Annotated in this window: 23 protein-coding genes, 1 tRNA gene and 1 pseudogene; 7 read left to right on the plus strand and 18 right to left on the minus strand. The window is 37.4% G+C overall.

Features of this window, described 5'->3' with window-relative positions:
• Positions 1-53: 53 nt before the first annotated feature.
• The 7 genes from ACYVM0_RS25865 to ACYVM0_RS25895 all read right to left on the minus strand — a co-directional run bounded on the left by ACYVM0_RS25865 (position 54) and on the right by ACYVM0_RS25895 (position 4,292).
• A complete protein-coding gene (locus ACYVM0_RS25865) occupies positions 54-791 on the minus strand; it encodes a heavy-metal-associated domain-containing protein (RefSeq protein ID WP_460562171.1) in 738 nt (245 codons plus the stop codon).
• A gap of 182 nt (positions 792-973) precedes the next feature.
• Positions 974-1,531, minus strand: a complete 558-nt coding sequence (locus ACYVM0_RS25870) for a helix-turn-helix domain-containing protein (protein WP_460562173.1) — start codon at positions 1,529-1,531, stop codon at positions 974-976.
• A 58-nt stretch (positions 1,532-1,589) separates the two neighbouring features.
• Entirely contained in the window at positions 1,590-1,973 is a 384-nt protein-coding gene (locus ACYVM0_RS25875) for a DUF6010 family protein (RefSeq protein WP_460562175.1), read from the minus strand.
• A 24-nt stretch (positions 1,974-1,997) separates the two neighbouring features.
• Positions 1,998-2,423: a DUF2147 domain-containing protein gene (locus ACYVM0_RS25880; RefSeq protein ID WP_460562177.1), complete on the minus strand. Its 426-nt coding sequence runs from the start codon at positions 2,421-2,423 to the stop codon at positions 1,998-2,000.
• Positions 2,424-2,475: 52 nt separating this feature from the next.
• Positions 2,476-3,654 (minus strand): type 1 glutamine amidotransferase family protein, encoded by a 1,179-nt coding sequence (locus ACYVM0_RS25885; RefSeq protein WP_460562179.1) that lies wholly within the window; start codon positions 3,652-3,654, stop codon positions 2,476-2,478.
• Positions 3,655-3,670: 16 nt separating this feature from the next.
• The gene (locus ACYVM0_RS25890; protein ID WP_460562181.1) at positions 3,671-4,045 is read right to left on the minus strand and encodes a hypothetical protein; all 375 of its coding nucleotides are present in this window, start codon (positions 4,043-4,045) and stop codon (positions 3,671-3,673) included.
• Positions 4,046-4,052: 7 nt separating this feature from the next.
• Complete coding sequence (locus tag ACYVM0_RS25895; protein ID WP_460562182.1) at positions 4,053-4,292, minus strand: hypothetical protein; 240 nt, start codon at positions 4,290-4,292, stop codon at positions 4,053-4,055.
• A gap of 793 nt (positions 4,293-5,085) precedes the next feature.
• Between ACYVM0_RS25895 and ACYVM0_RS25900 the strand changes: the two genes are divergently transcribed.
• The 7 genes from ACYVM0_RS25900 (at position 5,086) to ACYVM0_RS25930 (ending at position 14,433) form a co-directional block, all read left to right on the plus strand.
• Positions 5,086-6,303: a tyrosine-type recombinase/integrase gene (locus tag ACYVM0_RS25900; protein ID WP_460562183.1), complete on the plus strand. Its 1,218-nt coding sequence runs from the start codon at positions 5,086-5,088 to the stop codon at positions 6,301-6,303.
• Positions 6,304-6,334: 31 nt separating this feature from the next.
• A complete protein-coding gene (locus ACYVM0_RS25905; RefSeq protein WP_460562184.1) occupies positions 6,335-7,645 on the plus strand; it encodes a hypothetical protein in 1,311 nt (436 codons plus the stop codon).
• A gap of 70 nt (positions 7,646-7,715) precedes the next feature.
• Positions 7,716-8,057, plus strand: coding sequence for a helix-turn-helix domain-containing protein (locus ACYVM0_RS25910; protein ID WP_460562186.1), 342 nt, complete (start codon positions 7,716-7,718; stop codon positions 8,055-8,057).
• Between the two features lie 337 nt (positions 8,058-8,394).
• Positions 8,395-9,330 (plus strand): hypothetical protein, encoded by a 936-nt coding sequence (locus ACYVM0_RS25915; protein WP_460562188.1) that lies wholly within the window; start codon positions 8,395-8,397, stop codon positions 9,328-9,330.
• Between the two features lie 72 nt (positions 9,331-9,402).
• Positions 9,403-10,332, plus strand: coding sequence for a BT4734/BF3469 family protein (locus ACYVM0_RS25920; protein WP_460562190.1), 930 nt, complete (start codon positions 9,403-9,405; stop codon positions 10,330-10,332).
• Positions 10,317-10,976: a hypothetical protein gene (locus ACYVM0_RS25925; RefSeq protein WP_460562192.1), complete on the plus strand. Its 660-nt coding sequence runs from the start codon at positions 10,317-10,319 to the stop codon at positions 10,974-10,976. The genes ACYVM0_RS25920 and ACYVM0_RS25925 overlap by 16 nt, the downstream gene beginning before the upstream one ends.
• A 232-nt stretch (positions 10,977-11,208) precedes the next feature.
• Positions 11,209-14,433, plus strand: a complete 3,225-nt coding sequence (locus tag ACYVM0_RS25930; protein ID WP_460562194.1) for a type ISP restriction/modification enzyme — start codon at positions 11,209-11,211, stop codon at positions 14,431-14,433.
• Positions 14,434-14,629: 196 nt separating this feature from the next.
• Here ACYVM0_RS25930 and ACYVM0_RS25935 read toward each other — a convergent pair whose 3' ends face one another.
• The 11 genes and pseudogenes from ACYVM0_RS25935 to ACYVM0_RS25985 form a co-directional block, all read right to left on the minus strand.
• Entirely contained in the window at positions 14,630-15,091 is a 462-nt protein-coding gene (locus ACYVM0_RS25935; RefSeq protein WP_460562196.1) for a hypothetical protein, read from the minus strand.
• Positions 15,075-15,551, minus strand: a complete 477-nt coding sequence (locus ACYVM0_RS25940) for a Panacea domain-containing protein (protein ID WP_460562198.1) — start codon at positions 15,549-15,551, stop codon at positions 15,075-15,077. Before ACYVM0_RS25940 ends, ACYVM0_RS25935 begins: the two co-directional genes overlap by 17 nt.
• Positions 15,552-15,728: 177 nt before the next feature.
• Complete coding sequence (locus ACYVM0_RS25945) at positions 15,729-16,013, minus strand: hypothetical protein (RefSeq protein WP_460562200.1); 285 nt, start codon at positions 16,011-16,013, stop codon at positions 15,729-15,731.
• Positions 16,010-16,763: pseudogene (locus tag ACYVM0_RS25950) on the minus strand (SOS response-associated peptidase). The gene ACYVM0_RS25945 and the pseudogene ACYVM0_RS25950 overlap by 4 nt, the downstream one beginning before the upstream one ends.
• 165 nt (positions 16,764-16,928) lie before the next feature.
• A tRNA-Asn gene (locus ACYVM0_RS25955) sits at positions 16,929-17,002 on the minus strand.
• Between the two features lie 63 nt (positions 17,003-17,065).
• The gene (locus tag ACYVM0_RS25960; protein ID WP_460562201.1) at positions 17,066-17,428 is read right to left on the minus strand and encodes a Rieske (2Fe-2S) protein; all 363 of its coding nucleotides are present in this window, start codon (positions 17,426-17,428) and stop codon (positions 17,066-17,068) included.
• A 113-nt stretch (positions 17,429-17,541) separates the two neighbouring features.
• Positions 17,542-18,735 (minus strand): HflX GTPase family protein, encoded by a 1,194-nt coding sequence (gene hflX, locus ACYVM0_RS25965; RefSeq protein ID WP_460562203.1) that lies wholly within the window; start codon positions 18,733-18,735, stop codon positions 17,542-17,544.
• 209 nt (positions 18,736-18,944) lie between these two features.
• Complete coding sequence (locus ACYVM0_RS25970) at positions 18,945-20,327, minus strand: peptidylprolyl isomerase (RefSeq protein WP_460562205.1); 1,383 nt, start codon at positions 20,325-20,327, stop codon at positions 18,945-18,947.
• A 173-nt stretch (positions 20,328-20,500) separates the two neighbouring features.
• Complete coding sequence (gene infB / locus ACYVM0_RS25975) at positions 20,501-23,452, minus strand: translation initiation factor IF-2 (RefSeq protein ID WP_460562207.1); 2,952 nt, start codon at positions 23,450-23,452, stop codon at positions 20,501-20,503.
• A 131-nt stretch (positions 23,453-23,583) separates the two neighbouring features.
• A complete protein-coding gene (gene nusA, locus ACYVM0_RS25980) occupies positions 23,584-24,834 on the minus strand; it encodes a transcription termination/antitermination protein NusA (protein WP_460562209.1) in 1,251 nt (416 codons plus the stop codon).
• Between the two features lie 55 nt (positions 24,835-24,889).
• Complete coding sequence (locus ACYVM0_RS25985) at positions 24,890-25,354, minus strand: ribosome maturation factor RimP (protein WP_460562210.1); 465 nt, start codon at positions 25,352-25,354, stop codon at positions 24,890-24,892.
• Between the last annotated feature and the right edge of the window lie 226 nt (positions 25,355-25,580).

Here is a 25,580-nt window from a genome sequence, read left to right on the forward strand (position 1 = left end):
AAAATTGATGTTATTATGCGGCTAAAACAGCCTTCAATAATCGGGCTATTTGCTTACCACATTTTAATGATCATGGCTATACTCATGGCTATCATTAATGCATCTTCTATTATAGTTACCGTGCTCATGGGTAAATTAAAAACCGCACCCAGGCAGGCACATTTAATTTTTCGTTTATTGAATACGCTTTGCAGTACCCCGATTATACTTACCAACATTACAACAAGCGTAACGTAGTTCATTACAACCGGCTGGTAGTTTATAGCAAACATCAGCCCAAGAAAAAGTTCGGTAAAGGCATAGATGTATCCCCAGGGCCTGAATTTTTTTGCAATAATATCGTACATGGAATAGCTGTCGGCAAAACCATTGAGATCGAGCATTTTAAAAAAGGAGAATACCAGGAAGAAGCCGCTCATAAAGATGCGTAATCCGGTCCATAGATTGAAGCTGTTACCGGTGCCGGCGGCAATGGCCGAAACAACTGTTATATATGCAAAAATGAGCAATATGGGCCTGTAAGTTGCCAGCCAGGATCTTTTTTCTTCCGTTTCGTCAATACTAATATGTGCCGGCATTGCAACTACTTCTGATAATTGATATTTGGGATATTCTTTTAATGCAGCCTGTAATGTTTCAGTTGCCACATGTTTACTCATTTCAATTTCCGCTGTCTTGTGTTGTAAATCGGTAGTAACTTTTGTTACGCCCTCTGTTTTTGTTAATAAGCTTTCTACTTTTGCCTGGCAGGATGAACATGTCATGCCGCTAATGTTATAAGTGTGTTTCATGATCTACTGTTTAATATTTTATACAAAGCTACTCCGGCACCATACTTTTACTATTACACAATTCGGGATTAGATTTATATCGTATTGTATGAGTATTGTTTTTTTGATGACACAAAACTATACTGCGCAAGCCGGGAGGCTGTTACATTACGTGGGGTAAAATGTATTATTTAATTGAAATGCTAAAGGCCGTCCAGTGATTTGCGCAGGTGAATATCCTGGGCTTTAAATTGAGATGGTGTGAGGCCGGTAACTTTTTTAAACTGTGCAGACAGGTGTGCTACGCTACTATAATTTAATTTAAAAGCAATTTCGTTCAGGTTCATTTCATTATAAACCAGCAGTTCTTTTACTCTTTCAATTTTTTGCTGGATAACATATTGTTCGATGGTGATACCTTCTGTTTCGGAGAATAATTTACTGAGTACAGAATAATCTTTGTGTAATGCAGCAGCTACTACTTCCGAAAAAATAAATTTTTCATCCTCCCTGTAATGTATGTGCTCAATTACAATGGATTTTATTTTTTCTATCAGTTGTTTCTTATTATCGTCTAATAATTCAAAACCCAGTTGCTGTAATTGTGTGTTTACCGATTGTAATTGTGCAGGAGTAAGCGGATCTTTCAGCAGTACTTCTCCCAGGTGAATATCCAAAGGCTTTACATCCACGTTTTTGAAAACCTGTTCCACCGCTTTCATACAGCGTGGGCAAACCATGTTTTTAATGTAAAGTTTCATACAAAGCAATTTAGAAATTTATTGACGAAATAACCAGTTGTTTAACATTTTTTACATTTCATTTCTGCTGCCTTTTTAATACCAGTAAATATAAACCCATGGTAAAGTCTATTGATAAGCAGAAGAAATCGTAATGCGGAGGTATTAAGTGTGAAGATGGAAATAAGCCATAGGCCATGTCCCAAGTTCCGTGCAGGAAATAGCCCGCTATCAGAAAACCGATATTTTTCCTGATGCCAAAATAAGACAGGAACAGAAAGAAAACAGCCTGCACTGCAGCTACCAATAATGCTACCCGATCGGTCCAGGTAAAGCCGGTATAAATAAAACCAATTCCCGAAAGTATCAGCCCATAAACAGTGGGCTTGTGTAATTGTTTCAATAAAGCGATAGTTAATATTACAAGAAGGCCAGATACAATTCCAATTATTACTGCAATCATTATTTTATTTTTTATTGTTTATAATTATTTTACACGTTCAAATATTTCTGTACGGCCAAATAGCGATATGCCAATATATCCTCTCACTTTTAGTTTATCACCGGATAAGGTCATTTTACAACTGTAGGTTTTACCGCTTTCGGGATCATAAATTTTTCCATCGCTGTAAGTGCCATCATCATAGGAAAAACCAGTAAGCAGTTCAATTCCGAGCAGGTCTCTTTTTTGCAAAGATTCGTTGGGATTCTTAATATCTTTTCCCGGCCGGGCTACCCACACAGATTTTCCAAAATAACGATCCCCTTTTTTATAGATCTCAATTTTTGCATCTTTTTTTGGAGACCAGTATATACCAATGATTTCGTTTGGGTTGACTGTTTTTATTGGTACCAGGCCGGAAGAAACGGTTGACCATGAAAGCATAATTATAATGAGTTGTGCTATTTTCATCTTTGTTATTTTTAAGTATAAATAGTTGTTGTATGTTTTTCGGTAAATATTTTTAATTGTAGTCCAGTGTTATTTTTACAAACTGTTTAAATTTTTCACCATAAAGTACCCCGATTCTTTGTAGGCAGATATCAACCAGGTATTGTTGTTGCATTTTATCATACCTGATAATCCTGGTGTTTTTAAAACGTAATGCGGCTTCAATAGAAAATAAATCCGGCGTCAGTACATGTAATTCATCCAGCCCCTTCACGCTTTTATTTCCTGTAGCTACAAGCGTTAGTCCGTATTTGGTTTGTACGGTTGAATCATGCAGTACAAAAGTTTTAAAAGAAGCCGGTAGACTGCGTGCGTATGTATCCAGTAAAGCAGCCATTTCAAATTCATTGATATTATTTTCAAGTAATAAACCGATATCCCGGTTTTTCCTGAAAAATATCTTCTTTGCTGCGGTGAATTTGTTGTTTCCACTCAGGGCTATACTTTGATGTGATGACCTGGTTTCGGGAAAGGGGTAATTAACTTCATTCAGCATCTTCAGCATTGTTTCGTGCCCAAACAGTTCATTTATCACGGCAAGGCTTCCATCCACCGCATTGGATACTCCTGCCGTACTAAATAAATTACCGCTTTTAACAACGGGCATATTTTGTACCCAAACGGGTTTACCGAAATGTTTTTTTATTCCGGCAAAATCAGATGCATGGCAGGTAATTAATTTTCCGTCGTAAAGTCCGGTAGCTGCGGCGGTGGAGGCACCATCACATATCGCCAGCATTTTGGTGCCTGGTGTAAAATGTCTTTTTATAAAGTTAATAACCGTAGTATCCTGGTGTTCATCCCTTATTGATAACGCAGGGATCACAATAACGTCAGCCTGTAATGGCATAGCATCTGCCTGGTTAAAAGTTAATTGCGGCACTACATAAAGATCTTTTTTGATCAGTATGGGAATATTGGCTTTTGCAACGATATATACATTTGCTTTTTGGGTAGCATTAAATAAATAAAACGGTGTAAGCATATCAAAAAGTTCTGTCAGTTTGTTGTCAGCAACGATGAATACTGTTTTTTTTGCAGGATCATAAGCAGGTAATTTATTTGTAAAATTATTGCTGCCACTGTAAGGTGTTGGCTTGCTGAAAAAATTGCGGACAGGCCTGCATGCATTGAAAAAAACGGATAATAATAGCACGGTGAAAAGCAATAGCGGTGTTTTAGTATCTTTCATAACATTAATTTGAGCATTACTGTTTTTTGATGTCTGATTGGTTTTCAATTTCAGATTTTACAAATTGTTTTTTAAAGGCGAAATGAAAAATTTCAGTATCTCCCCTGCGTACAGGATAAGCATTTATAAAAGTCCATCCCGTAAAGCCCATATAATTAAGTGCATCAATAATGGTATTGAATTTTTTTATTTTTCCTTCCTCTGTTTTAAGCCGGTTATCTCTCCAAAAACTTTTCTCCTCGCCAAAGTCAATATCAATCGTTACTTTATTGCTTAATAACCTTGGGGTAGCAATTACCTGGCAATACTGCTCTACTTTGGAAGTATCTGTTTGCGCCTTTGAAGCAATTGCATTAAATAAGACAATGCTGATCAGTAATACTTTTTTCATAATTATTTCAGTTTAAAATATTTTTTAGTAAAATTGTTTGAAGTCTGAAACTAACTGTTTCAGTTGCCGCTTTTTCATTTAGCGCATCATGCAAAACGGTTACTGATTTTCCTGGTTTCGTTGTTTCTGCTACTGCAGAAATATTTTCAGAAGAATTTCTTGCTCCGTGGCTTAACTCAAGAAATGCTGTTACCGGAAACATGGCAGTTAAACCGAAGACTTGTACTGCGAATAGATATTTTTTCATTTTATTTTTATTTGATTGTTATGTAGAATGCAAAGGTATCCTGGGTTTTAGCCGTGTGGCGGACAGCATGATGTCAGAAACGGACAAGTATAAAATCAGCGTATCACAAAATATGCAGGCGTATAAACTATTAAAAAAATGGTGTGATTACTAATGCTTTTATTGTTCTAATAGTGATTAAATGAAAGGGTAAAAATGGAGAGGCAGTAATTTGTTAAAAGTATTGTCACATCTTACTGTGCAAAAAACAATGCAGTCATGCCTGTAACCGGTGAATTAAAATGGCTTGAAGTTTATTGAGGGATTGAGTTGTGCCGGGGGGTTGATTATTTTTAAGAATTTTTAATTCCCTGTAAGTTCCGAACCAACGTTCCGGATTTATAAGGAGGAAACCCAAATCGATTATTGCACCTGTTTATGCTGAAAATAGGAGAATGCAGCATTCTTAAGTAGGGAAGAAGATTTTTTTAATTCGAGAAATGGTGAAATATCAAAATGCCTTTAAAAATTAGTTTGGGCAAATTGAAAATAAAAAACCAGTTGTGCATTATACATAACTGGTTCATTTTTGCTCCCCCTGTTGGACTTGAACCAACGACCCTCTGATTAACAGTCATAAACTTGTCTAAAAACAAAAGAAATAATAAAACAAACAAAGCTGCCTTTATCTCTGTAAAATCAATGCTGTTAAAGCTTTTATTATTATCAGTTTGTTAATGGTTTTTTCGTGTTAATTTGTATTTTTGTGTCGGAGTTGTGTCGGAGTTACCTCACAGCTAAAAAATACAACGTTATGAACATAGCCACCGTTTCCGCATTTATAGACAAATGGCATCCCCAAAAAGACGGGAATTGCTCCGTGTCAATAAGAGTAACAAGCCAACGAAAAAAGAAGTATTACCCCACCGGAATAAGCCTGAAGGCACCCGATTTTGAAAGAATTATGATTGCAAAAAGGAGAAGCGAAGCAGATAAAGAAGTTTATAATAAAATTCATTCTTTTGAAAGCAAAGCAATTGAAGCCGTTGGGACCTTATCCGTTTTTACTTTTGGAATGTTTGAAGATATTTATTTAGAAAACAGGGATGCAGCCGACAGCATAGCCTTTGGATTTGACAAGTATATTAAGGAATTAAGAGAGGAAAACAGGATCGGTACGGCTGTAAGTTATGAGGTTGCAAAAAAAAGCATAGAGAGTTTTAAAAAGGGTTTGAAATATGCTGATATCACAAAAGCATTTTTGATGCAGTATGAAAACTGGATGTTGGAAAAAGAAAAGAGTAAAACAACCGTTGGTATTTATTTAAGGAGTTTAAGGGCAATATTCAACAGGGCAAGTATTGATAAAAGTCTTTACCCATTTGGGGAGGGCAAGGGCAAATATTCAATACCAACAAGTAAGAATATTAAAAAGGCTTTGACCCTTGAGGAAATAGCGAAAATATTTAATTACCAGCCAACCGCCGGAACAAACGAAGGAATGGCAAAAGATTATTGGATATTTATTTACCTATGCAACGGGTTAAATGTAAAGGACCTTTGTTTGTTGAAGCGTAAAAATATTGAAGGTAATATTTTGAAATACGAAAGGGCAAAGACTAAAAGAAGTAAAAAAGACAGCGAAAAAATAGTTGTTTCTTTAAAGTCAGAGGCATTGGCAATTATTAAAACCTGGGGAGTACCTTCAATTAACCCTGAAAGCTATGTTTTCCCTCACTTGCAAAAAGGAATAACTGCAGAAAGAGAAAGGCAGATTATTCAGCAACTAACAAAGACGATTAATAAGTTTATGAAGCGGATTGCAGGGGCCCTTAAAATAAATAAAGAAGTTACCACCTATTTTGCAAGGCATAGTTTTGCTACAGTATTAAGAAATTCAGGCGTAAGCATGGAGTTTATAAGTGAAGCTTTAGGGCATAGCGATATGAAAACAACAAAAAGCTACCTTGCAGGATTTGAAGTTGAAAAAATACACGAAACAACAAATGCTTTAACAGCCTTTTCAAAATAGGTTTGTAATTTAGAGGAAACTATAAAGGCTAATGGAAATTAACGGAATAGCAGTTACTAAGAACTGTATGCATTGTGATTGTTTCATTCCAGTTGAAAGTAAAAATTGTCCTTATTGTGAAAAAGATACAACAAACGTTATCCCTGAAAAATTAATTCCTTTAACGATAACTGATGTAATAAGTTTACTTAACGAAGCATTCTTTAGATTAGAAAGTTTTGCAAATGGAGCATTAGGAGATTATCAATACTTCGGTTTCAGCGGCTTTTTTTCTAAACTCTTTCTTGAATCAAAGAAATTGGAAAACTTTACTTATTTTAATTGCACTTTAATTGGGAATTATTGGTGTTTATGTCAACAGTTAAGGGAGGACTTTGATAAGGCCGATTTTAAAAATAAAAGTGTCTTTGACAATGAAGGTTTTTGTGACGATTGTTATGAGATTTCTTGTTTAGCATGGGAAAGAATTGGGGAATTTTGTGAATTTATTACTCAGGATGAATTAGCGAACGCAGAGAAAAAATTTTCAATAGCCGATATTCTTAAAGCAAAGAATTTTGATTCAGGTAATATGGACGCAAAACAAAAAGGTATACTCAAAGCGAAAGATTATATTTCATTTTATGGTCAAATTTCACAATTTCCTGTTTATTGGAACTTTACTAAAAGTAAACTTTCAAAAGCTCAATTTATTGAGCAAAACCCTGAGTATGAATTAAACGAATATGAACTTGAAGCGATATACTCAAACGAAAGGTTTTCACTTAGTAAATATTTGAAATTGTTTACAGACGAAACCGAACTTATCAAGATATTTAGATTATTATTTGATGAGTATAGAGAGCAAGGCGGCGACCCTCTTAAATGGCTATATTTTACATTTGAATACATTTCTCTTAATCCTCAAAGCTTTCCGGCACAACATAGGGGAATAATTGAAAAGAACTTAATACAATGGATTGATAATTTTACAAAACAACCATTTGATTTATTGGGTGAAAATATAAAAGATATTAATGCAAAAGATAAGGGAGAAGTTCAAAATTATTTAAAGATCGAGGGCCCAGCCTTTGGCCTTTTTTGTTCCATCGTACATCAAAGCGGTTTTGAGGAAATTGGATTTGACGAAGGCAAAGAAAAATACTGTCAAAGAATTTCGACCCTTTTTAATATACATACAAGTCCCAAAAAAGCAAGGCAGTTTTTTGCCCCGATGTTGGAAATTAGAGCAAATGATAAACGGTTTAAAAAAGTTGTTGATCTGATACTTCCCAATATTCCAACAGATGCAAAACAAATAATTGAAACGTTTTTAAATACCAAAACAAAATTGTACGGATAATTGTCCGTACAAGAAACCGTACAAATACAATTTTGCAATAAAACTTTGTGTTCATCAAACATAATTTAAAATGCAAGCGGTAACAATTACACAAATTTCAGCCCCCGAACTTGAAACGCTTATTGAAAATTCGCTCAAGAGAATTCTAAAATTTCAAAAGCAAGAACAACTAACCCAAACAGACTTTTGGTTTGATCTCACAGAACTTTGTAACTACCTGCCAGACAAACCTGCAAAGCCTACTGTTTACGGGTGGGTCCATGCCTGTTTAATCCCACACCACAAAGGGGGTAAAAAATTGAGATTTCTAAAATCCGAGATTGATACATGGTTGAAGCTGGGTAAGAAAAAAACAATTTCCGAATTAGCAGTGGAAACAGATCAGTATTTAAGTAAAAAAAAAGGAGGTTAGAAATGCGTAAACATTCAACTAACCCCAAGTATAAAAGACAGATCAAAGATAGAGGCATATTTAACCCAGCAACCCCTTTTTTATTATGGGACAATCAATAAAAAAGTCGGTCCCTGTTTTGGAAGCAGAAGTCTTCACTGGTGAAAAAGAGACTATCACCATTAGCGAATTATCAAATAACCTGAAGACAATACTTGAAACAAGGGAAAGGTTAAAGGAAAAAAAGGCGAAAGAAATTAAGTTTTCCCAGCCGGTGCTGCAGCAGGGTGAAAACCCTGTAATATTTCCGCATACGATCAATGTAATTCAGGGCCAGGCAGGTGTACACAAAAGCCGGTTGGCTGAAAATATTTGTGCTGCATTTTTAAAACAGCATGATTGCAAAAATGAGTTATTAGGATTTAAACGGGTAAACTTTGACAGTGCGCATACAGTTGTTTATGTAGATACTGAAAGGAATTTATCGGAGCAATTGCCTTTTGCTTTACAATCAATACAAATGAAAGCAGGCTATGCGCTGGAAGCACACCCTTACAACTTTGAGTACATAAGCCTTTTGCAGATCAACAGAAAGGAAAGGTTTACTGCATTGAATGAATACCTTAACCACATAAGGGAAACAACAAAAAGCCCTCTGTTTATTGTACTGGATGTTTCAACGGATTGTATTGAAGATTTCAATAAGACCGATAAAAGCATGGAATTAATTGATCTTATGAATATGGCTATTAACGAACACAATGTAATATTCCTTTGTTTAATACATGAAAACCCAAAAAGCGACAAGGCACGGGGGCATTTTGGGACCGAGTTAATGAATAAGTCCAGCACGGTTATGCAGGTAGGTTTTGAAAAAGATGCAAGCCAAAATGATACTGATATTATCCGGGTTAAATATTTGAAATGTAGAAGTTCGGCACGGCATACACCTTTTTATATCAAATACAGTGATGAGGCTAAAGGGCTTGTTTTAGCTAATACAAGCGATATATCAGCAGTAATAAACAACAGGAAACAAAAAGCCTCTAATGAAGATATAATTGAGTTTATAGAAATGTATTTAGGTGATGGCACCAGCTTAACAAGGACTGAATTATTAGAAAAACTTTGTAAAGATTTTAAAGCGAGTATAAGAACAATTGAAAGTAGACTCACTGATATTATGTGTTCCGCTAAAGAAATGTTCAACCAAGATGGCGAACCCTGTAAGTTATCAAAGGAAACCAAAGACAAAATTGTTTATTATAAACTTGTAACCGATGAAAGCCAATAAAAACAACCGTTTGCAAGTTTGCAAAATTCATTTGCAAATAGTTTTTGCAAACATTAATACACATTTGCAAGTTTGCAAACCCCTATACATGCTTTTGCAAATTGCAAACATTATAAAGCTATTGCCATGTGGTTAGACAGGCAAGTTTCACTTTATACCAGTCATGCAGATAATACCGGCAAGGCCGCAACTTTTCGGGATATCCTGTTTACTCAATTCGCTGCTAATATAGGAGAAATTTGTAAGCTTCGCTCCCTCAATATTGAGACCCTTGATTATAAGATAAAAACAAAGTCAATTAAAGCAAAATTGCAAGCATTTACCCCAGCAGCACTTTTACGGTCCAAAGCAAAAGGCCAGGTTGAAATATTGGAACCGTCCGGATTGATGCAATTGGACTTTGATTACAAGGACATTCGGCAATTTGATATTGAGGATCTGAAACAGGCCGTATTTGATTTGCCTTTTATTGCCTTTTGTGGTTTGTCCTGTAGTGGGAAGGGTTTTTACGCTTTGGCTTTGATTTCTGAGCCGGAGAAATTAGAAGCTTATGCAGATCATTGTTTTGAAATTCTCAAAGGTTACGGCATACAGCCGGATGAAAGCAAGGGAAAGAAGCCCGAAAATTTACGATATGTCTCTTATGATGCAAATATGCTTTACCGACATAACCCCGAACCTTTAAAAATAAGCCGTTTTAAAACTAAGCAATCTAAAAAACGGGAACAGGTAAAGGAAAACACCAACACTAAAATTGAAGGTAACAATGGGCTTGTAAATAAGTTACTGAATGATCTAAACAGTTTACAGGCTGGAAGCCGCACCAGGGCTGTGCAAAAGATAGCATTCACTTTAGGCGGTTTAAATATGCCTGGTTTGTTGGACAAGATAAAACATGTAATAAATGGTAGTAGTGTGTTTAAAATGGAAACAGATTTTTTTTTGAAGTGTGCTGAGGATTGTTATAATGCCGGAGTCCTAAAACCTTGGCAAACGAATTAGAAAACAATATGAAAAAAAAGTTGAAAAAAGTTGACGAAAACAAAAAAGTCATACAAGCCGCAATTAATAGTAAGCTTGAGGTTTTAAGTACAGCTTATAAAAATAAAGATGGCCTTGCAATAGATAATGCCATCGAAGATTTCCTTACTTATTTGGAAAATAGTTTATCAAAAGACCATACTTTCTACACTCAAATAAAAAATCATACATGGCAGAGAAATCATTTAAGGATATTAGGTAGTGTATCGGATCTAATGCAAAAAAATAATTGTATGCCCACCAACACACAAATAGCCAATGAGGCTGGGTTAAGTGAAGAAACAGTTTACAAACACCTTCGAGAATTTAAAGAACATGATCTCTATAAACATGAAGCGGATAAATATCGGTTACTGATACACAGGGTATTATCAACGGTATTTAATATAGGCGTGCAGGGCGACATAAGGGCTTGTAAAGTTTACCTAGATTACTTTAATTCAAATAATAACCTTCTGGATCCAACTTTTAAGCAGACCAATTACATAAAAATAAATAATCTAAAAATCACTGCAACCGATTTAGAGCAATTACCCTCGACTACCTTGCAAAAAATTGAGAACTTGATAAAGTTGCCGCTTAAGAAAAAACTGATTGCAAATTGATTTAATTGAAGGTCCGTTTGATTAAACGAGCATGCAATTCAACTTTTGTTTTTCAATTTTTCCTCATATCGGGCGTTATTAATTTAGCTACAGGTAGCCGGTCGGACGGAAGTCTTTTTCCCAGCCTTTGCAAATACCTGCCCTTTACCTTCAAGGCTATTGGACACACTGGACCTATATCAACAACGCTTATAATTTGTATATTCGCCAGACAAATTTTGACAATTAATAAATGACGATACAGCAATACATTGACAACCTAAACCAACGATACAAATTAGGAAATGCAACCGAACATACTTTTCGTGGCGACTTGCAGACACTTATTGAAAGTTTAGTACCCAACATACGAGCCACCAACGAACCCAAAAGACAAGATTGTGGTGCACCCGATTATATTTTAACCAAAAAAGATATTCCTGTTGGTTTTATCGAAGCCAAAGACATTGGCGACAAAGACCTTGCAGGATTAAAGAAAACAGGAAACAAAGAACAGTTTGACCGTTACAAAGCATCGCTAAACAATTTATTTTTTACCGACTATTTAGACTTTCATCTTTACATAGACGGACAGTTTGTGACCAAAATTGCTATTGCAGAAATTACAGACAAAGGAATAATTGCTTTACCTCAAAACTTTGCAACTTTTGAAAACCTAATAAAAGACTTCTGTTCTCACATAGGACAAACCATAAAAAGCTCAAAAAAATTAGCAGAAATGATGGCGGGCAAAGCCCGCCTTCTTTCTGATATTATTGAAAAGGCTTTAACTACAGACGAAGCAAACAAAGAAGATAGTACACTTAAAGACCAAATGAATGCCTTTAAGAATATTCTCATTCACGACATTACCCCAAAAGGTTTTGCAGATGTATATGCTCAAACTATTGCTTATGGAATGTTTGCAGCCCGATTGCACGATGCAACTTTGCCCACTTTTAGCAGACAAGAAGCGGCTGAATTAATTCCTAAATCAAATCCATTTTTACGCAAACTGTTTGGCTACATAGCAGGGCCAGATATTGACGACCGTATTAAATGGGTGGTAGATAGTTTGGTAGAAATATTTTTGGCTTGCAACGTAGAAGAGATTTTAAAAAACTACGGCAAGACAACAAAAATGGAAGACCCAATTATCCATTTTTATGAAACTTTTTTAAGTGAGTACGACCCCAAATTAAGAAAAGCAAGAGGCGTTTGGTACACACCTGCACCAGTTGTAAATTTTATAGTTAGAGCCGTTGACGACATTTTAAAAACAGAATTTAACCTACCACAGGGACTTGCAGACAACAGCAAAACAAAAATAAAAGTAAACTTACAAGCCACCGACAAACGTTACACAAACAATGTACGAACCGTTGAAGAAGAAGTACACCGAGTGCAAATACTTGACCCAGCCACAGGAACAGGAACTTTTTTAGCAGAAGTGGTAAAACTAATTCACAAAAAATTTGAAGGACAGCAAGGCATTTGGAGTAAGTATGTAGAAGCTCATTTATTGCCACGCCTTAATGGTTTTGAATTGCTAATGGCAAGTTATGCAATGGCACATTTGCAGTTAGATTTGTTACTAACTGAAACAGGTTACAAACCAACGCTCCCATCCTTTGGAGGGGCTGGGGGAGGTCAACGCCTAAGAGTTTACCTTACCAACAGCCTTGAAGAAAGCCACCCCGACACAGGAACACTTTTTGCAAATTGGCTTAGCACCGAAGCCAACGAAGCAAACCATATAAAAAGAGATGCACCAGTAATGTGTGTTATTGGCAACCCACCATACAGCGGAGAAAGTGCCAACAAAGGCGAGTGGATTATGAAGCTGATGGAAGACTATAAAAAAGAACCAGGAGGTAAAGAAAAATTAAAAGAAAGAAACCCAAAATGGATAAACGATGACTATGTAAAGTTTTTGCGTTACGGGCAGCATTTTATTGAAAAAAATGGAACTGGCGTTTTGGCTTTTATTAATCCCCACGGCTATTTAGATAATCCAACTTTTAGAGGTATGCGTTGGAATTTATTAAAAACTTACGATAAAATTTATACGATAGACTTGCACGGCAATGCCAAGAAAAAAGAAACTAGCCCAGATGGAAGTACTGACACAAATGTGTTTGACATAATGCAAGGCGTTTCAATAAACATCTTTGTAAAAACAGGAAATAAAAAAACAAATGAATTAGGAAAAGTTTTTCATTATGATTTATTTGGAAAAAGAGAAATGAAGTATGATTTTCTTTCTGATAACTTACTTAAAAAAATAGATTTCAATGAAATAAAAAACAGCTCTCCCAATTATTTTTTTGTTCCTAAAAATAATGATTTGCAATTAAAGTATGCTAAAGGATTTAAGCTAAATGATTTAATGAAAATTAATGTATTAGGCTATCAAACTCATAGGGATAAATTTGCTGTTGATACTAACCTAAAAAAATTAAATGACAGAATAAATGACTTTGTAGATGGAAACATAGATGATAGTTTATTAAAGAGCAAGTACGATATTAATGAGTCAAATGATTGGATTTTAAAAAATCAAAGAGCAGTCCTAAAAAATGAAAAAAATTTAAAAAGCTATGTTTCATTAACAACTTATAGACCATTTGATAATCAGTTTGCAATTCTAAATAAATCCATTTGTGATAGACCAAGAAAAGAAATATTACAACACGTTTTAAATAGGGATAATATATGTTTATTGAATTCTAAACAACAAGCTATTGAAGGGTTCCGCCATTGTTTTATCTCAAATTTACCCGCGAATGATTGCGTTATGTCCACTACTAGTAGAGAAGCAAATCAAATCTTTCCTCTCTACCTCTACCCAGAAAACAACGCCCAACAAACTATTGACCAAAACAATGATAGACGACCAAACTTAAACACAGAAATAGTAAACCAAATAGCAAAAAAAATAGGCTTAACTTTTACAATAGAAAAAGAAACTACAAAAGGAACATTTGCACCAATAGACATTTTGGATTACATCTATGCGGTTTTACATTCGCCAACTTACAGAGAAAAATATAAAGAGTTTTTAAAAATAGACTTCCCAAGAATTCCATATCCGACAGACGAAAAAACATTTTGGCAGTTGGTTGCTTTGGGTGCAGAGATTAGACAAATACATTTATTGGAAAGCCCAATAGTTGAAAAGTACATTACGCAATATCCTATTGACGGAGACAACGTAGTTACAAAACCAAAATACGAAAACGGAAAAGTATTTATAAACGACACTCAATATTTTGACAATGTACCCGAAGTGGCGTGGACATTTTTTATTGGCGGTTATCAACCTGCACAAAAATGGCTCAAAGACAGAAAAGAAAGGACACTTGAATTTGACGACATTTTACACTATCAAAAAATTATAGTTGCTTTGACACAGACCGACAACATAATGACAAAAATAAACGGCATTGACATCGAAGCAAAGAAGCCCAGCAGGTAACATGGGGTTTTGTGCAAGTTGGGCCTCTGTGCAGAACAATAATCTGCAGCGGACTTTGGGGCATAAAACTGAAAAGAAGAAAAACTCCTTATTCTGTTGTTTTCCCCATTGAAATTTAATAATGAAATAATACTTTTGATAAGTAAATTTTACAGACTGTATACAGTTGGAGCTACGGATTACCCTGTAGCTTTTTTTATGGGAATATGCTATGATCTTTATCTAAAAGATATAAATAACAGATACTTTTCGCTCTGAAACAATGTACCCTCGCCCTTTGTGTTACTCTTAATTCAAAAAGTTTTGAATCTGGCTCAATATCAGTTGTAAGATTTGCAGGATAACTGCCAACAGGTATTGGAGTAAAACCCATGCCAGCTTTATTTTCCCCTTTGCCACCAGACTGTTTTAGCATTGTCCAAGTATACTGATGAACTTTACGTATAAATTCCCAAAATGCTTTCATTTCGTCAGGATGCCAGATAGAAAAACATTGAAATTCATGGTATAGATACCTTATAGAAACAAATACTGGCGCATTATCAGAATCCTCTTCAAATACAGTTAAAGCAGCAATTTTGTTAATATACTGTGTTGTGGCTTCAAGCGTAGCGCCAGCCTGAGGAACTGAACTCTTTTGCTTATGCTTTGGCTGCATTCCTTAAAGGAGAATAATATTCTTTCATAGATGCGAGTGTGATTTCATCCTTGCATGAAGCAAATGGAGGTAAGATACCCCTAGCTTTTATCCAAGGTTGTTCGCTATGCGTAAGATTTTCTAAATAAGACGCAGACCTTTCACCGTAAATACGGTAAATTTCGTCGAGTAATACCTTAGTATTTGGCTCAAACTCTGGGACTGAAAGAGCCATATTTTCAACATCTATAATACTATGTTTTGTATGCGTAGCAACAAACCTTTTATATAAAGAAGGCACAACGGGGCCGTTTACCCAAGCTTCAATTTTCTCATCAAATAAAGGGGTGTCAAAAATAGTGTAGTGCCAAGCTTGGGCATAATACACTAACTTTTGAAGTTTCAAAGGCGAAATTGTATCTCCCTTTTCACCATCAATTTTTGATAGAAAATAGTCTGCTATTTGGTTAGGATTGTACATTACGTTTTATTAAAATTTTATTAAATGGTGCGCAAAGGTAAGGTGCTTAGAGAAAGGTAAGGTACAAAAACCGTACTAAATATCAAATTTATTTTTAAACTGTTTGTTAAAGGTTTATGCTTAATAACTTAGTATAAAAAAAATGCTGGTAACCGTAGTTCAGTGAATTTTTTAAAACTAGGGATAATCTTTTTTCAATAGACTTTCTAAATATTCCATTATTGTAGTTAATAACCGTGCAGTTTTTTCTGTTCCTTCTCCCATTGAGCCTTCTCTAATCTTCCATTGAATGCCTCGCTTATTCTTAGCCAGTCTAAGGATGGGATAGTTATTTTCAAGAAGTATGCTTGATTTTATGCCATGTACTCGTATTCGCATGATCTGTGCGCTGTGGTACTCTAATTCGGCTTTTAATTTATAAGGTTTTAAATTGTATTCAATATTTAATTCCCATTCATTCATAAAGCAATATCTAATGCTGGTAAATCCTCATATTCATATTCTACTGTGGGGTCTTCCAATATTTTAAATTCCTTAGCTATTGAATACGCCGCAAGTTGTTCCGAGGGCAATTGATATGCTGCTAACTCTTTTATTCGATCCTCTGTTAAATCATCCATTATCCACTCATACGCCAATTCTTCCGGCAAGATAGTCGGCATACGTTTTTTAGTATTATGTACCGCTGCCATTAATTCATTTGCTTTGGTTGTAACAATTGCAAACGTGTCCATAGTTTCCCCTGTTTCCTTATCCGTCCACGGTTGCCAAATAAAAGTATGTTCTGTCTATAGGCTCTATTAGGTACGGGAAAGCAATTGGTTTCTTTGCTCCATCTGGTTGGTAGTGCCGCCATTCATAAAAGTGGGTAGCTAAAACTAAACAGCGGCGTTTCAATGCTGCCGGTCTAAACATCTTACTATCTAATAGCTTTTCACTTGTTGCATTAAGCCAGGGTATGCCCTGTTTCCTGGCTGCTTTTACTTCATCCATGTTTTTTATCCATGCTGGAATAAATTCCCAATGTGCCGCTATTATTTCAATATCCTCCTTTTCCGGTGCTTTCCTAATAATCAAAGAATTACTGTACCTGAAACCATCTTTCATAATTTCCAATTCCTTCATTGCGGCAAGTGTACCTAATTCTTTTTCAAGTTGTTTAAGCTTTACAAATTGTAATCTTGTAACCCGTACTCCCATGAAATTGCACATACTAATTAATTTAGCACTAAGGTATTGAAAAGCTTTTTAATATTTTAAAGGATATGGGTAAAAAGTTTGAAAAATGAGACCTAAAATTTGCGTTGTGTCGGAAATGTGTCGGAGGGGTAAAAAAAGAAAAGGCTACAATTTTTGTAACCTTTTGATTTTCATTTGCTCCCCCTGTTGGACTTGAACCAACGACCCTCTGATTAACAGTCAGATGCTCTAACCAACTGAGCTAAGGAGGAATTTGCCTTTTAAGGGACGGCAAAAGTAATGCATTTTAGCTTTTGTAAAAAAAATAAAAGCAATTATTTCAGCCAACCGAACAGGTTATTTTCCGGAAAACCTGCAAAAACCCCCTCATTTCTTATTTCTACAGGAAAAGTCTTTAAAAAATATCCCTCACCACTGGTGTTGCGACCGTTTTGTAAACTGAATTTATAGCGGTGCAGGGGGCAAACGATATTTCCGAGCGCATCAATATAGCCATCGGCCATAAATCCGCCGGCATGGGGGCATTTGTGGGTGCAGGCAAAAAGCTGCTCTTTATGCTGTGCTACGCAAATGGTTCTGCTATTTACCTCTACCACGGCCAGGCCTGTTGCAGAAAAATTAATTTCAGCTACAGAGTCGGCTATTTTATGCCAGGTGTATTTTTTGTTTGTATCCACTCAGTAATTTGCCTTCGTCAAATAGTTTTTGCCGGTGATTACACAGGTTTTCACTGATTAATATAAATGCATTTTATCCGTGTAAATCTGTGAAATCCGTGGCTGATCGTATTTTAATAAAAAAATTCTGCTTTATACGGATATCTAATACGGTATACATCCCTTACTGTGTTTAATATGGTTTGCCGCAGTGCGTCAATATTTGTTTTTTCTATGGCGGATACAAATACACAGTTACCCTTGGTTTCAATCTGCCAGCGCTGTTTTAGATCGTTGAGGATCTCTTTTTTTACATCTGCTTCCAGCCATTGGTCAAAGGCCTCTGCCTCATACTTATCCATTTTATTAAATATGGTAATGGTGGGCTTTTCGGCAATTTTTAATTCGGCCAAAGTGTGATTTACCACGGCAATCTGCTCTTCGTACTGCGGATGAGAAATGTCTACCACATGCAGTAATACGTCGGCTTCCCTTACTTCATCTAAAGTGCTTTTAAAGCTCTCTACCAAATGATGCGGCAGTTTCCTGATGAACCCCACAGTATCGCTTAGCAGAAAAGGGGTTTGCTCAAATACTACTTTACGGGTGGTGGTATCCAGCGTAGCAAATAATTTATTTTCGGCAAATACTTCACTCTTACTCAGTAAATTCATCAGGGTAGATTTGCCTACATTGGTATAGCCTACCAATGCCACACGTATAAATTCACCCCTGTCTTTTCGTTGTGTAAAAGACTGTTTATCTATTTCGGCCAGCCGTTTGCGTAATAAGCCTATTTTATCTTTTACAATACGCCTGTCGGTTTCAATTTCAGTTTCACCGGGGCCTCTTGTTCCCACACCGCCACCCTGGCGTTCCAGGTGCTTCCACATACCTTTAAGGCGGGGCAAAATGTATTGGTACTGCGCCAGTTCTACCTGTGTTTTGGCCTGTGCTGTTTTTGCACGACTGGCAAAAATATCGAGTATCAGGTCGCTGCGGTCGATGGTTTTTACATTCAGTTCTTTTTCGATGTTCTGAATCTGGGAACCCGTTAGTTCATCATCAAATATTACAATATTGATATTGCCTTTCAACAATATAAATTGTTTGATCTCTTCCAGCTTTCCTTTACCCACAAAAGTTTTGCTATCAGGATGTGGTAGTTTTTGTGTAAATCGTTTTACGGTGGTTGCTCCGGCTGTCTCCGCCAGAAAAGTGAGTTCGTCCAGGTACTCGTTTACCTGTATTTCGGTTTGTTCCTTATACACCAGGCCCACTAAAATGGCATTTTCTTCGTGTGTAAATAATTGCTTTTTTTCTATCAATGTTTATAGTTTAACTACAGGTTTTTATAAATATCATCCCCTGAGGAGGATGTTTTTTGCCACAGATTACACAGATCAAATACAATGCTTTATTTCTGTGAATAGTATACCCGTTATAACCGTGACTTTAATTTAGGTTCAGGTACAAAAGTAAAGCGTTCCCTCCAACAAGTTGGAGGGAACGCTTTTTATATTTAAATGCGGTGTAATTAGTTTTTTATAGCCATGTTTGCCGAAGCTGTCCATTTTTTCATTTCAGGGCAGCTTTTGTATTCATCATCCACCATTATAAAGTAGGTAGGGATCTTTTTAGTAAACCAGGCATCCAGTGCATCGTTCTTTTTTTCTTCCAGTGCCCTGGTGGCAATCCTGTTGTAATCATCTTTCAGGTTTTCGCGGTGTGGTTCTGTTTTAGATTTTAAATACACGATACGAACCCCTTTTTTTCCGCTTTCGTCGGTGTATTCAACTGGTTGGGAGTATTGTCCTACTTTCAGGTCTTTAAGCATCACTACCATATCCTTATCCAGCTGGTCAATAGTTAAAAAGCCACCGTTAGGGCCTTGTTTCATACCTGCAGTAAACTTGCTTTCATCGTCGTTACTGTATTTACTGACTGCTTCGCCAAACTGCATGGTACCGGCAATTAATTTTGATCTTACTGAATCCAGTTTTTCCTGTGTTTCTTTAATTTCAATTTTAGTAACCTGCGGTATTTTAAGGATGTGCCTTACTACTGCGTCATCGCCGGACCGGCTTACCATTTGTATGATATGATACCCGAATTTTGATTTAAAAGGGGTTGATATCTGTCCTTCTTTTAAAGAAAACGCTTTTGATAACCAGGTAGGATCAAGATTTTTTTGCGTCCGGTTAATTTCATACTGTCCGCATTTATCTTTACTTCCCGGGTCTTCTGTGTAATTATTAGCAATAGTACAGAAGTCTTTCTTTTTAGTTTCAATCTGTTCTTTATACTCTTTTAACTGCTCCACAGCGTATTCTTCTGCCTCACGGCTGGCTTTGGGAAAAACAACAATCTGGCCCACTTCCACTTCAGTTTCGTATAGTGGTAAACTGTCGGTGGGTATCTTATTAAAATATTCCTGTACTTCTTTTGGTGTTATGCGAATATCCTGCACCACTTTGTTACGCATGGCCTGGGATAACTTCTGGTCCCTGATACCTTCTTTAAAATCTTCTTTTAACTGGTATACCGATTTACCGGCGATTCTTTCCAGCTCATCTTTTGAACCAAACTGGCTGATGTAATTACGGATACGGTTGTCGATATCGGTCTCAATTTCTTCTTCGGTAATAGGCAAAGAATCTTTTTCGGCCTGCAATACCAATGCTTTAATACCCATGGCTTGCTCTAAAGTAAGGCAATAGGCATTTGCGGGTACTTCCACACCCTGGCGCTGCATATCGGCAAGGCTGTTGTCGATATCACTTTTCAAAACAATTTTATCTCCCACCACGGCAATGATCTTATCGGCTACTACTCTTTTAGCTTGTGATACCGGTGGTTGTGCTATAGCTGAAGTAAACATCAGCAATGCAGCAATGATAAATGCGTAACTTTTTTTCATGCGTATCAATATATTTTCAAAAGTAAGGAGCCTTTTAATGCAGGCTCCTTTTAATAGTTTATTTAACAAATGTTTGGAGAGAGCAGGAAGAAAGCACCTCAAGGAGAGTAGCCTCAAGGGAGAAAAATATCAAGTTGAATAGTAACCCCTTGTGGCTTTACCCTTACGGCTGGTTACAATGTTCTCTTTACTTCCACTTCTTCAAATGCTTCCACGATATCACCTACTTTAATGTCATTGTAGTTTTTAATGGTTAAACCGCACTCCATACTGCTGGTTACTTCTTTAGCATCGTCCCTGAAGCGTTTTAAGCTTTGCAGTTCGCCGGTAAAGATCACAATACCATCACGTACCAGGCGGATGCGGTTGTTACGGGCAATTTTACCATCCAGTACAAAACAGCCGGCAACGGTAGCTTTGTCAAAGCGGTAAGTTTCCCTGATCTCCACATTACCCAGTATTTTCTCTTCCACCGTTGGTTCAAGCATACCTTCCATGGCGCTCTTGATCTCTTCAATAGCGTTGTAAATAATAGAGTACAGTTTGATCTGGATCGCTTCATTCTCAGCTAAACGGGCAGCCTGTATTGAAGGGCGTACGTTAAAACCAATGATGATAGCATCTGATGCGTTAGCCAAAGTAACATCACTTTCGCTGATGGCACCCACGGCCTTATGAATTACACGTACCACAATTTCTTCGGTACTTAATTTTTGTAAACTATCACTCAATGCTTCTACCGATCCATCCACATCACCTTTAATAATTACATTCAGTTCCTTAAAGTTGCCCAATGCCAAACGACGTCCGATCTCATCAAGGGTAATGTGTTTTTTAGCCCTCATACCTTGTTCACGCAAAATTTGCCCACGTTTATAAGCGGTTTCTCTTGCATCTGCTTCGTCGGCAAATACCTTAAAGGTTTCACCCGCCTGCGGCGCACCGTTCAGTCCCAGTATTAATACCGGGGTAGATGGCGGAGCAGTTTCAATACGCTGGTTACGCTCGTTGTACATGGCTTTTACCTTACCAAAGTTCTGACCGGAAACGATCATATCACCCTGGTGAAGGGTACCGTTTTGTACCAGTATTGTAGCCACATATCCACGGCCTTTATCCAGCGAAGCTTCAATTACAGTTCCGTTGGCCACTTTTTCAGGGTTGGCCTTTAGTTCCAGTATATCTGTTTCCAGCAATATCTTTTCCAGTAATAAATCGATATTCAAACCTTTTCTTGCACTGATCTCCTGGCTCTGGTATTTACCACCCCAGCTTTCTACCAGGATGTTCATTGTAGACAATTGTTCTTTAATTTTTTCAGGGTTAGCACCATCTTTATCCACTTTATTGATGGCAAAGATCATAGGTACGTTAGCTGCCTGTGCATGAGAGATGGCCTCTTTGGTTTGCGGCATCACAGCATCATCTGCTGCTACCACAATTACTGCAATATCGGTAACTTTTGCACCACGTGCCCTCATAGCGGTAAACGCTTCGTGGCCCGGTGTATCCAAGAAAGTAATGGCACGGCCATTAGCCAGGGTTACTTCGTAAGCACCAATATGCTGTGTAATACCCCCGGCCTCACCGGCAATTACGTTGGTATTCCTGATATAATCCAGTAAAGATGTTTTACCATGATCTACGTGGCCCATGATGGTAACGATCGGTGCTCTTGGTTTCAGGTCATCTTCGTTGTCCTCTTCTTCATCCACTTCCAGTTCTGCAGCATCATCTACCCCGATAAATTCTACATCGTATCCAAATTCGCTGGCCACCAGTTCAATAACATCGGCTTCCAGGCGCTGGTTAATAGATACCATAATGCCGAGGCTCATACACTTGCTGATCACATCTGCAAAGCTTACATCCATCAGGTTAGCCAGTTCACTTACAGAAATAAATTCTGTTACCTGCAGTTTGTTGCTTTCTTCGCCGCCACCTACATTTTCAGCCTGTTCGTCTCTTTTTGCTTTACGGTATTTTGCTTTCAGGCTCTTACCCCTGCCACCTGCACCGGCCAGTTTGGCCTGTGTTTCTCTTAATTTATCCTGAATTTCTTTAGCGTCAATTACTTTATCTTCTCTGCGGCCACCTTGTGCGCCACCGGTGTTGCCGCCCCTGTTAAACCTGTTGCCACCACCTTGCTGGCTGCCCTGTCCTTGTCCGGGTCCGCCTTGAGGCCTCCTGTTTTGAGTATTCTGGCCCTGTCCGCCGCCATGTTGTGGTCCGCCGTGGCCCTGTCCCTGCGGACGTTGTTGCTGGCCACCGCCCTGTTGCCCTTGCTGATGCTGACCGCCACCGCCTCCTTGCTGTTGCCCGCCGCCTTTCTTTTCAATAGGGATGCGTTTGCGCTTGCGTTTGTCTTCGCTTTCCCTTTTGGGCCTGGTATCATTATCTACAGGCAATTCAATTTTTCCCAGAATTTTTGGTCCGGTTAATTTATCTGCCTGGATATTCTCAATAATTGGCGCAAGATTTTCTACCGGAGGGGTTGGTTCTGCAACCGGGGGAGCAACCACCACCCTGGGTTCTTCTTTTACCGGTTCTGCAGGTTTTTTAGCTTTTTTAGCTTCAGCAGGTTTAGGTTCTTCTGCTTTAGGAGCTTCCTCTTCTTTTTTCTTAGTTGATTTTTTAGGCCTGGTAGATGAATCTATAGCATCAAGGTCTATTTTATCCAGCACTTTTGGTGCTTCAAGCTCGGGGGCTTCTATTTTTGTTACTTCAGTCTTGGCGGTTACCTCTTCTTTTTTCTCTTTCTCTGCCACAACTTCAACTACCACCGGTTCGGGTTCGGGAGCTTTTACAGGTTCAACCGGCTTAGGTTCTTCGGCCTTCGGTTTAGCCGCTTCTTTTTTCTTTATAGAAAGATCTTCTTCGTCTTTTTTCTTTTTCAGTTCTGCCGATCCTTTTGATAGTTCTACCTGTTCTGCTTTTTGTTTTGCTGCCTTATCCTGTTGAAATTCGGATTGCAAAACACGGTACATGGGTTCCGAAAGTTTTGAAGTAGGTTTTAATTCATCACTACTAAATCCTTTGGACACAAGAAAGTCTACAAGGGTAGCCGTTCCTATGTTAAATTCTTTGGCCGCAGCCATCAACCTTGGTGTATTTACTTCTGACATTCGTTTGTTTTATTCTGTGCTTTTTGCTTTTCTAAATTATCAGACAGCGTTGTACTGGTGCTAATTCATTGGCATATCGTTTTGATTTAACCAATATATTACTCTAACAATATCGCTTTGCCCGGTTTTCATTATTCTTTACTGAATTCTTCTTTCAAAATCCTTCTTACATCTTCAATAGTTTCTTTTTCAAGATCGGTTCTTCTTTCCAGTTCTTCTGCGCTAAGGTCTAAAACCGAACGGCCGGTATCGCAACCCACTTTTTTCAACGCTTCAATTACCCATGGTTCAATTTCATCTGTAAATTCATCCAGGTCAATATCAAATTCTTCAACTTCACCTTCGTTATCACGGAATACATCAATTTCAAAACCGGTTAATTCACAAGCTAATTTAATATTAACACCCCTGCGGCCGATTGCTAAAGAAACCTGGTCTGGTTTAAGATAAACATTGGCATGCTTAGCTTCCATATCCACATCCATGCTGGTAATTTTAGCAGGCGTTAAAGAACGCTGAATTAATAACTGCGTGTTAGCGGTCCAGTTAATTACATCAATATTTTCATTTTTCAATTCTCTTACAATACCATGGATACGGCTACCTTTCATACCTACGCAGGCACCTACCGGATCAATCCTGTCATCATAACTTTCAACAGCTACTTTGGCTCTTTCTCCCGGATCACGTACAATCTTCTTCACCACAATAAGGCCGTCAAATATTTCCGGTACTTCTATTTCCAGTAATTTTTCCAGGAATGAAGGACTTGTTCTTGAAATAATAATTACCGCCTGGTTATTTTTTAATTCAACTTTTTTTACAACACCTCTTACAGTTTCGCCTTTTTTGAAATAGTCGCTTGGTATCTGTTCAGATTTAGGCAATAACATTTCGTTACCTTCCTCATCCAGTAACAATACTTCTTTTTTCCAAACCTGGTACACTTCACCACTAACTATATCACCTACACGGTCTTCGTATTTTTTAACCAGTATGTTTTTCTTAAGGTCGTTGATACGTGCAGCAAGGGTTTGCTTACCGGCTAAAATAGCACGACGGCCAAACTCTTTCTGTATATCAACTTCTTCGTATAACTCTTCACCAACCTGGTAATCAGGCTCAATCTTAATGGCATCTTTGTACTCAATTTCAGTAAGGGTATTATACAGATCATCATCGTCAACAATAGTACGGCGACGGAAAATTTCCAGGTCACCCTTCTGATCATTTACGATTACATCAAAACACTCGTCACTACCATACTTTTTTCGAATCAGTGTTTTGAATACATCTTCCATTACTTTCATCAACGTTGGACGATCAATGTTTTCTGCTTCTTTAAACTCCTGAAATGAGTCGATTAAGTTAATACTTGCCATATTCCTCGCCGGCTCACTTTTACTTTCCCAGCCGGTATGGGTTTTTGTTATATAATTAAAATTTAATCAGCACTTTGGTTTGTTTAATATCGTTGAAATTGATAACCGGGTTTACTACAACTGCTTTTTTTCCTTTGCCTTCTGTATACTCGATGGTTATCGCTTCATCAGTAACCTCTTTCAAAATGCCTTCTTTCTTTTCATCGTCGTTGGTGGTTACTTCCACATTTCTGCCGATATTTTTTTTATACTGCCGCAACAATTTCAGCGGCTCATCCACTCCGGGGCTGGATACTTCCAGGGAAAAATCCCCATCAGGATACAAGCCCATTTCTTCCATCACTTTATACAATGCCCGGTTAATTTTTATACACTTTTCAATACCTAAACCGCTATCTGCATCTAAGTATATCTTAAAATTATTGGTAGGTTTTATTTTAATGGACACCAAAAAAATATCATCTACCAGCAATGGTGCAATTAATTTTTCTACTGTCTGTATCTGTGTTTCCGCTGTCATGGTAAAAGAAGAAGGGAACGATCCTCGTTCCCTTCATTTGCGTCATTGTCCGGTGCAAATATATGCAATAGCTATGTAACTGCCAAACTGTAGCTGTAAAAGCTTTCGTGCCGGGGTATATTGTACTTTTTCCGGTAAGGTGTTGAGGCAGGACCGGTAACCTTTTAAAGAGGAATTTTACCCGGCATAAATTTTAACAGCCTTGCATTGGTGAGTTTAATAACTT

The organism is Ferruginibacter profundus, assembly GCF_054783275.1.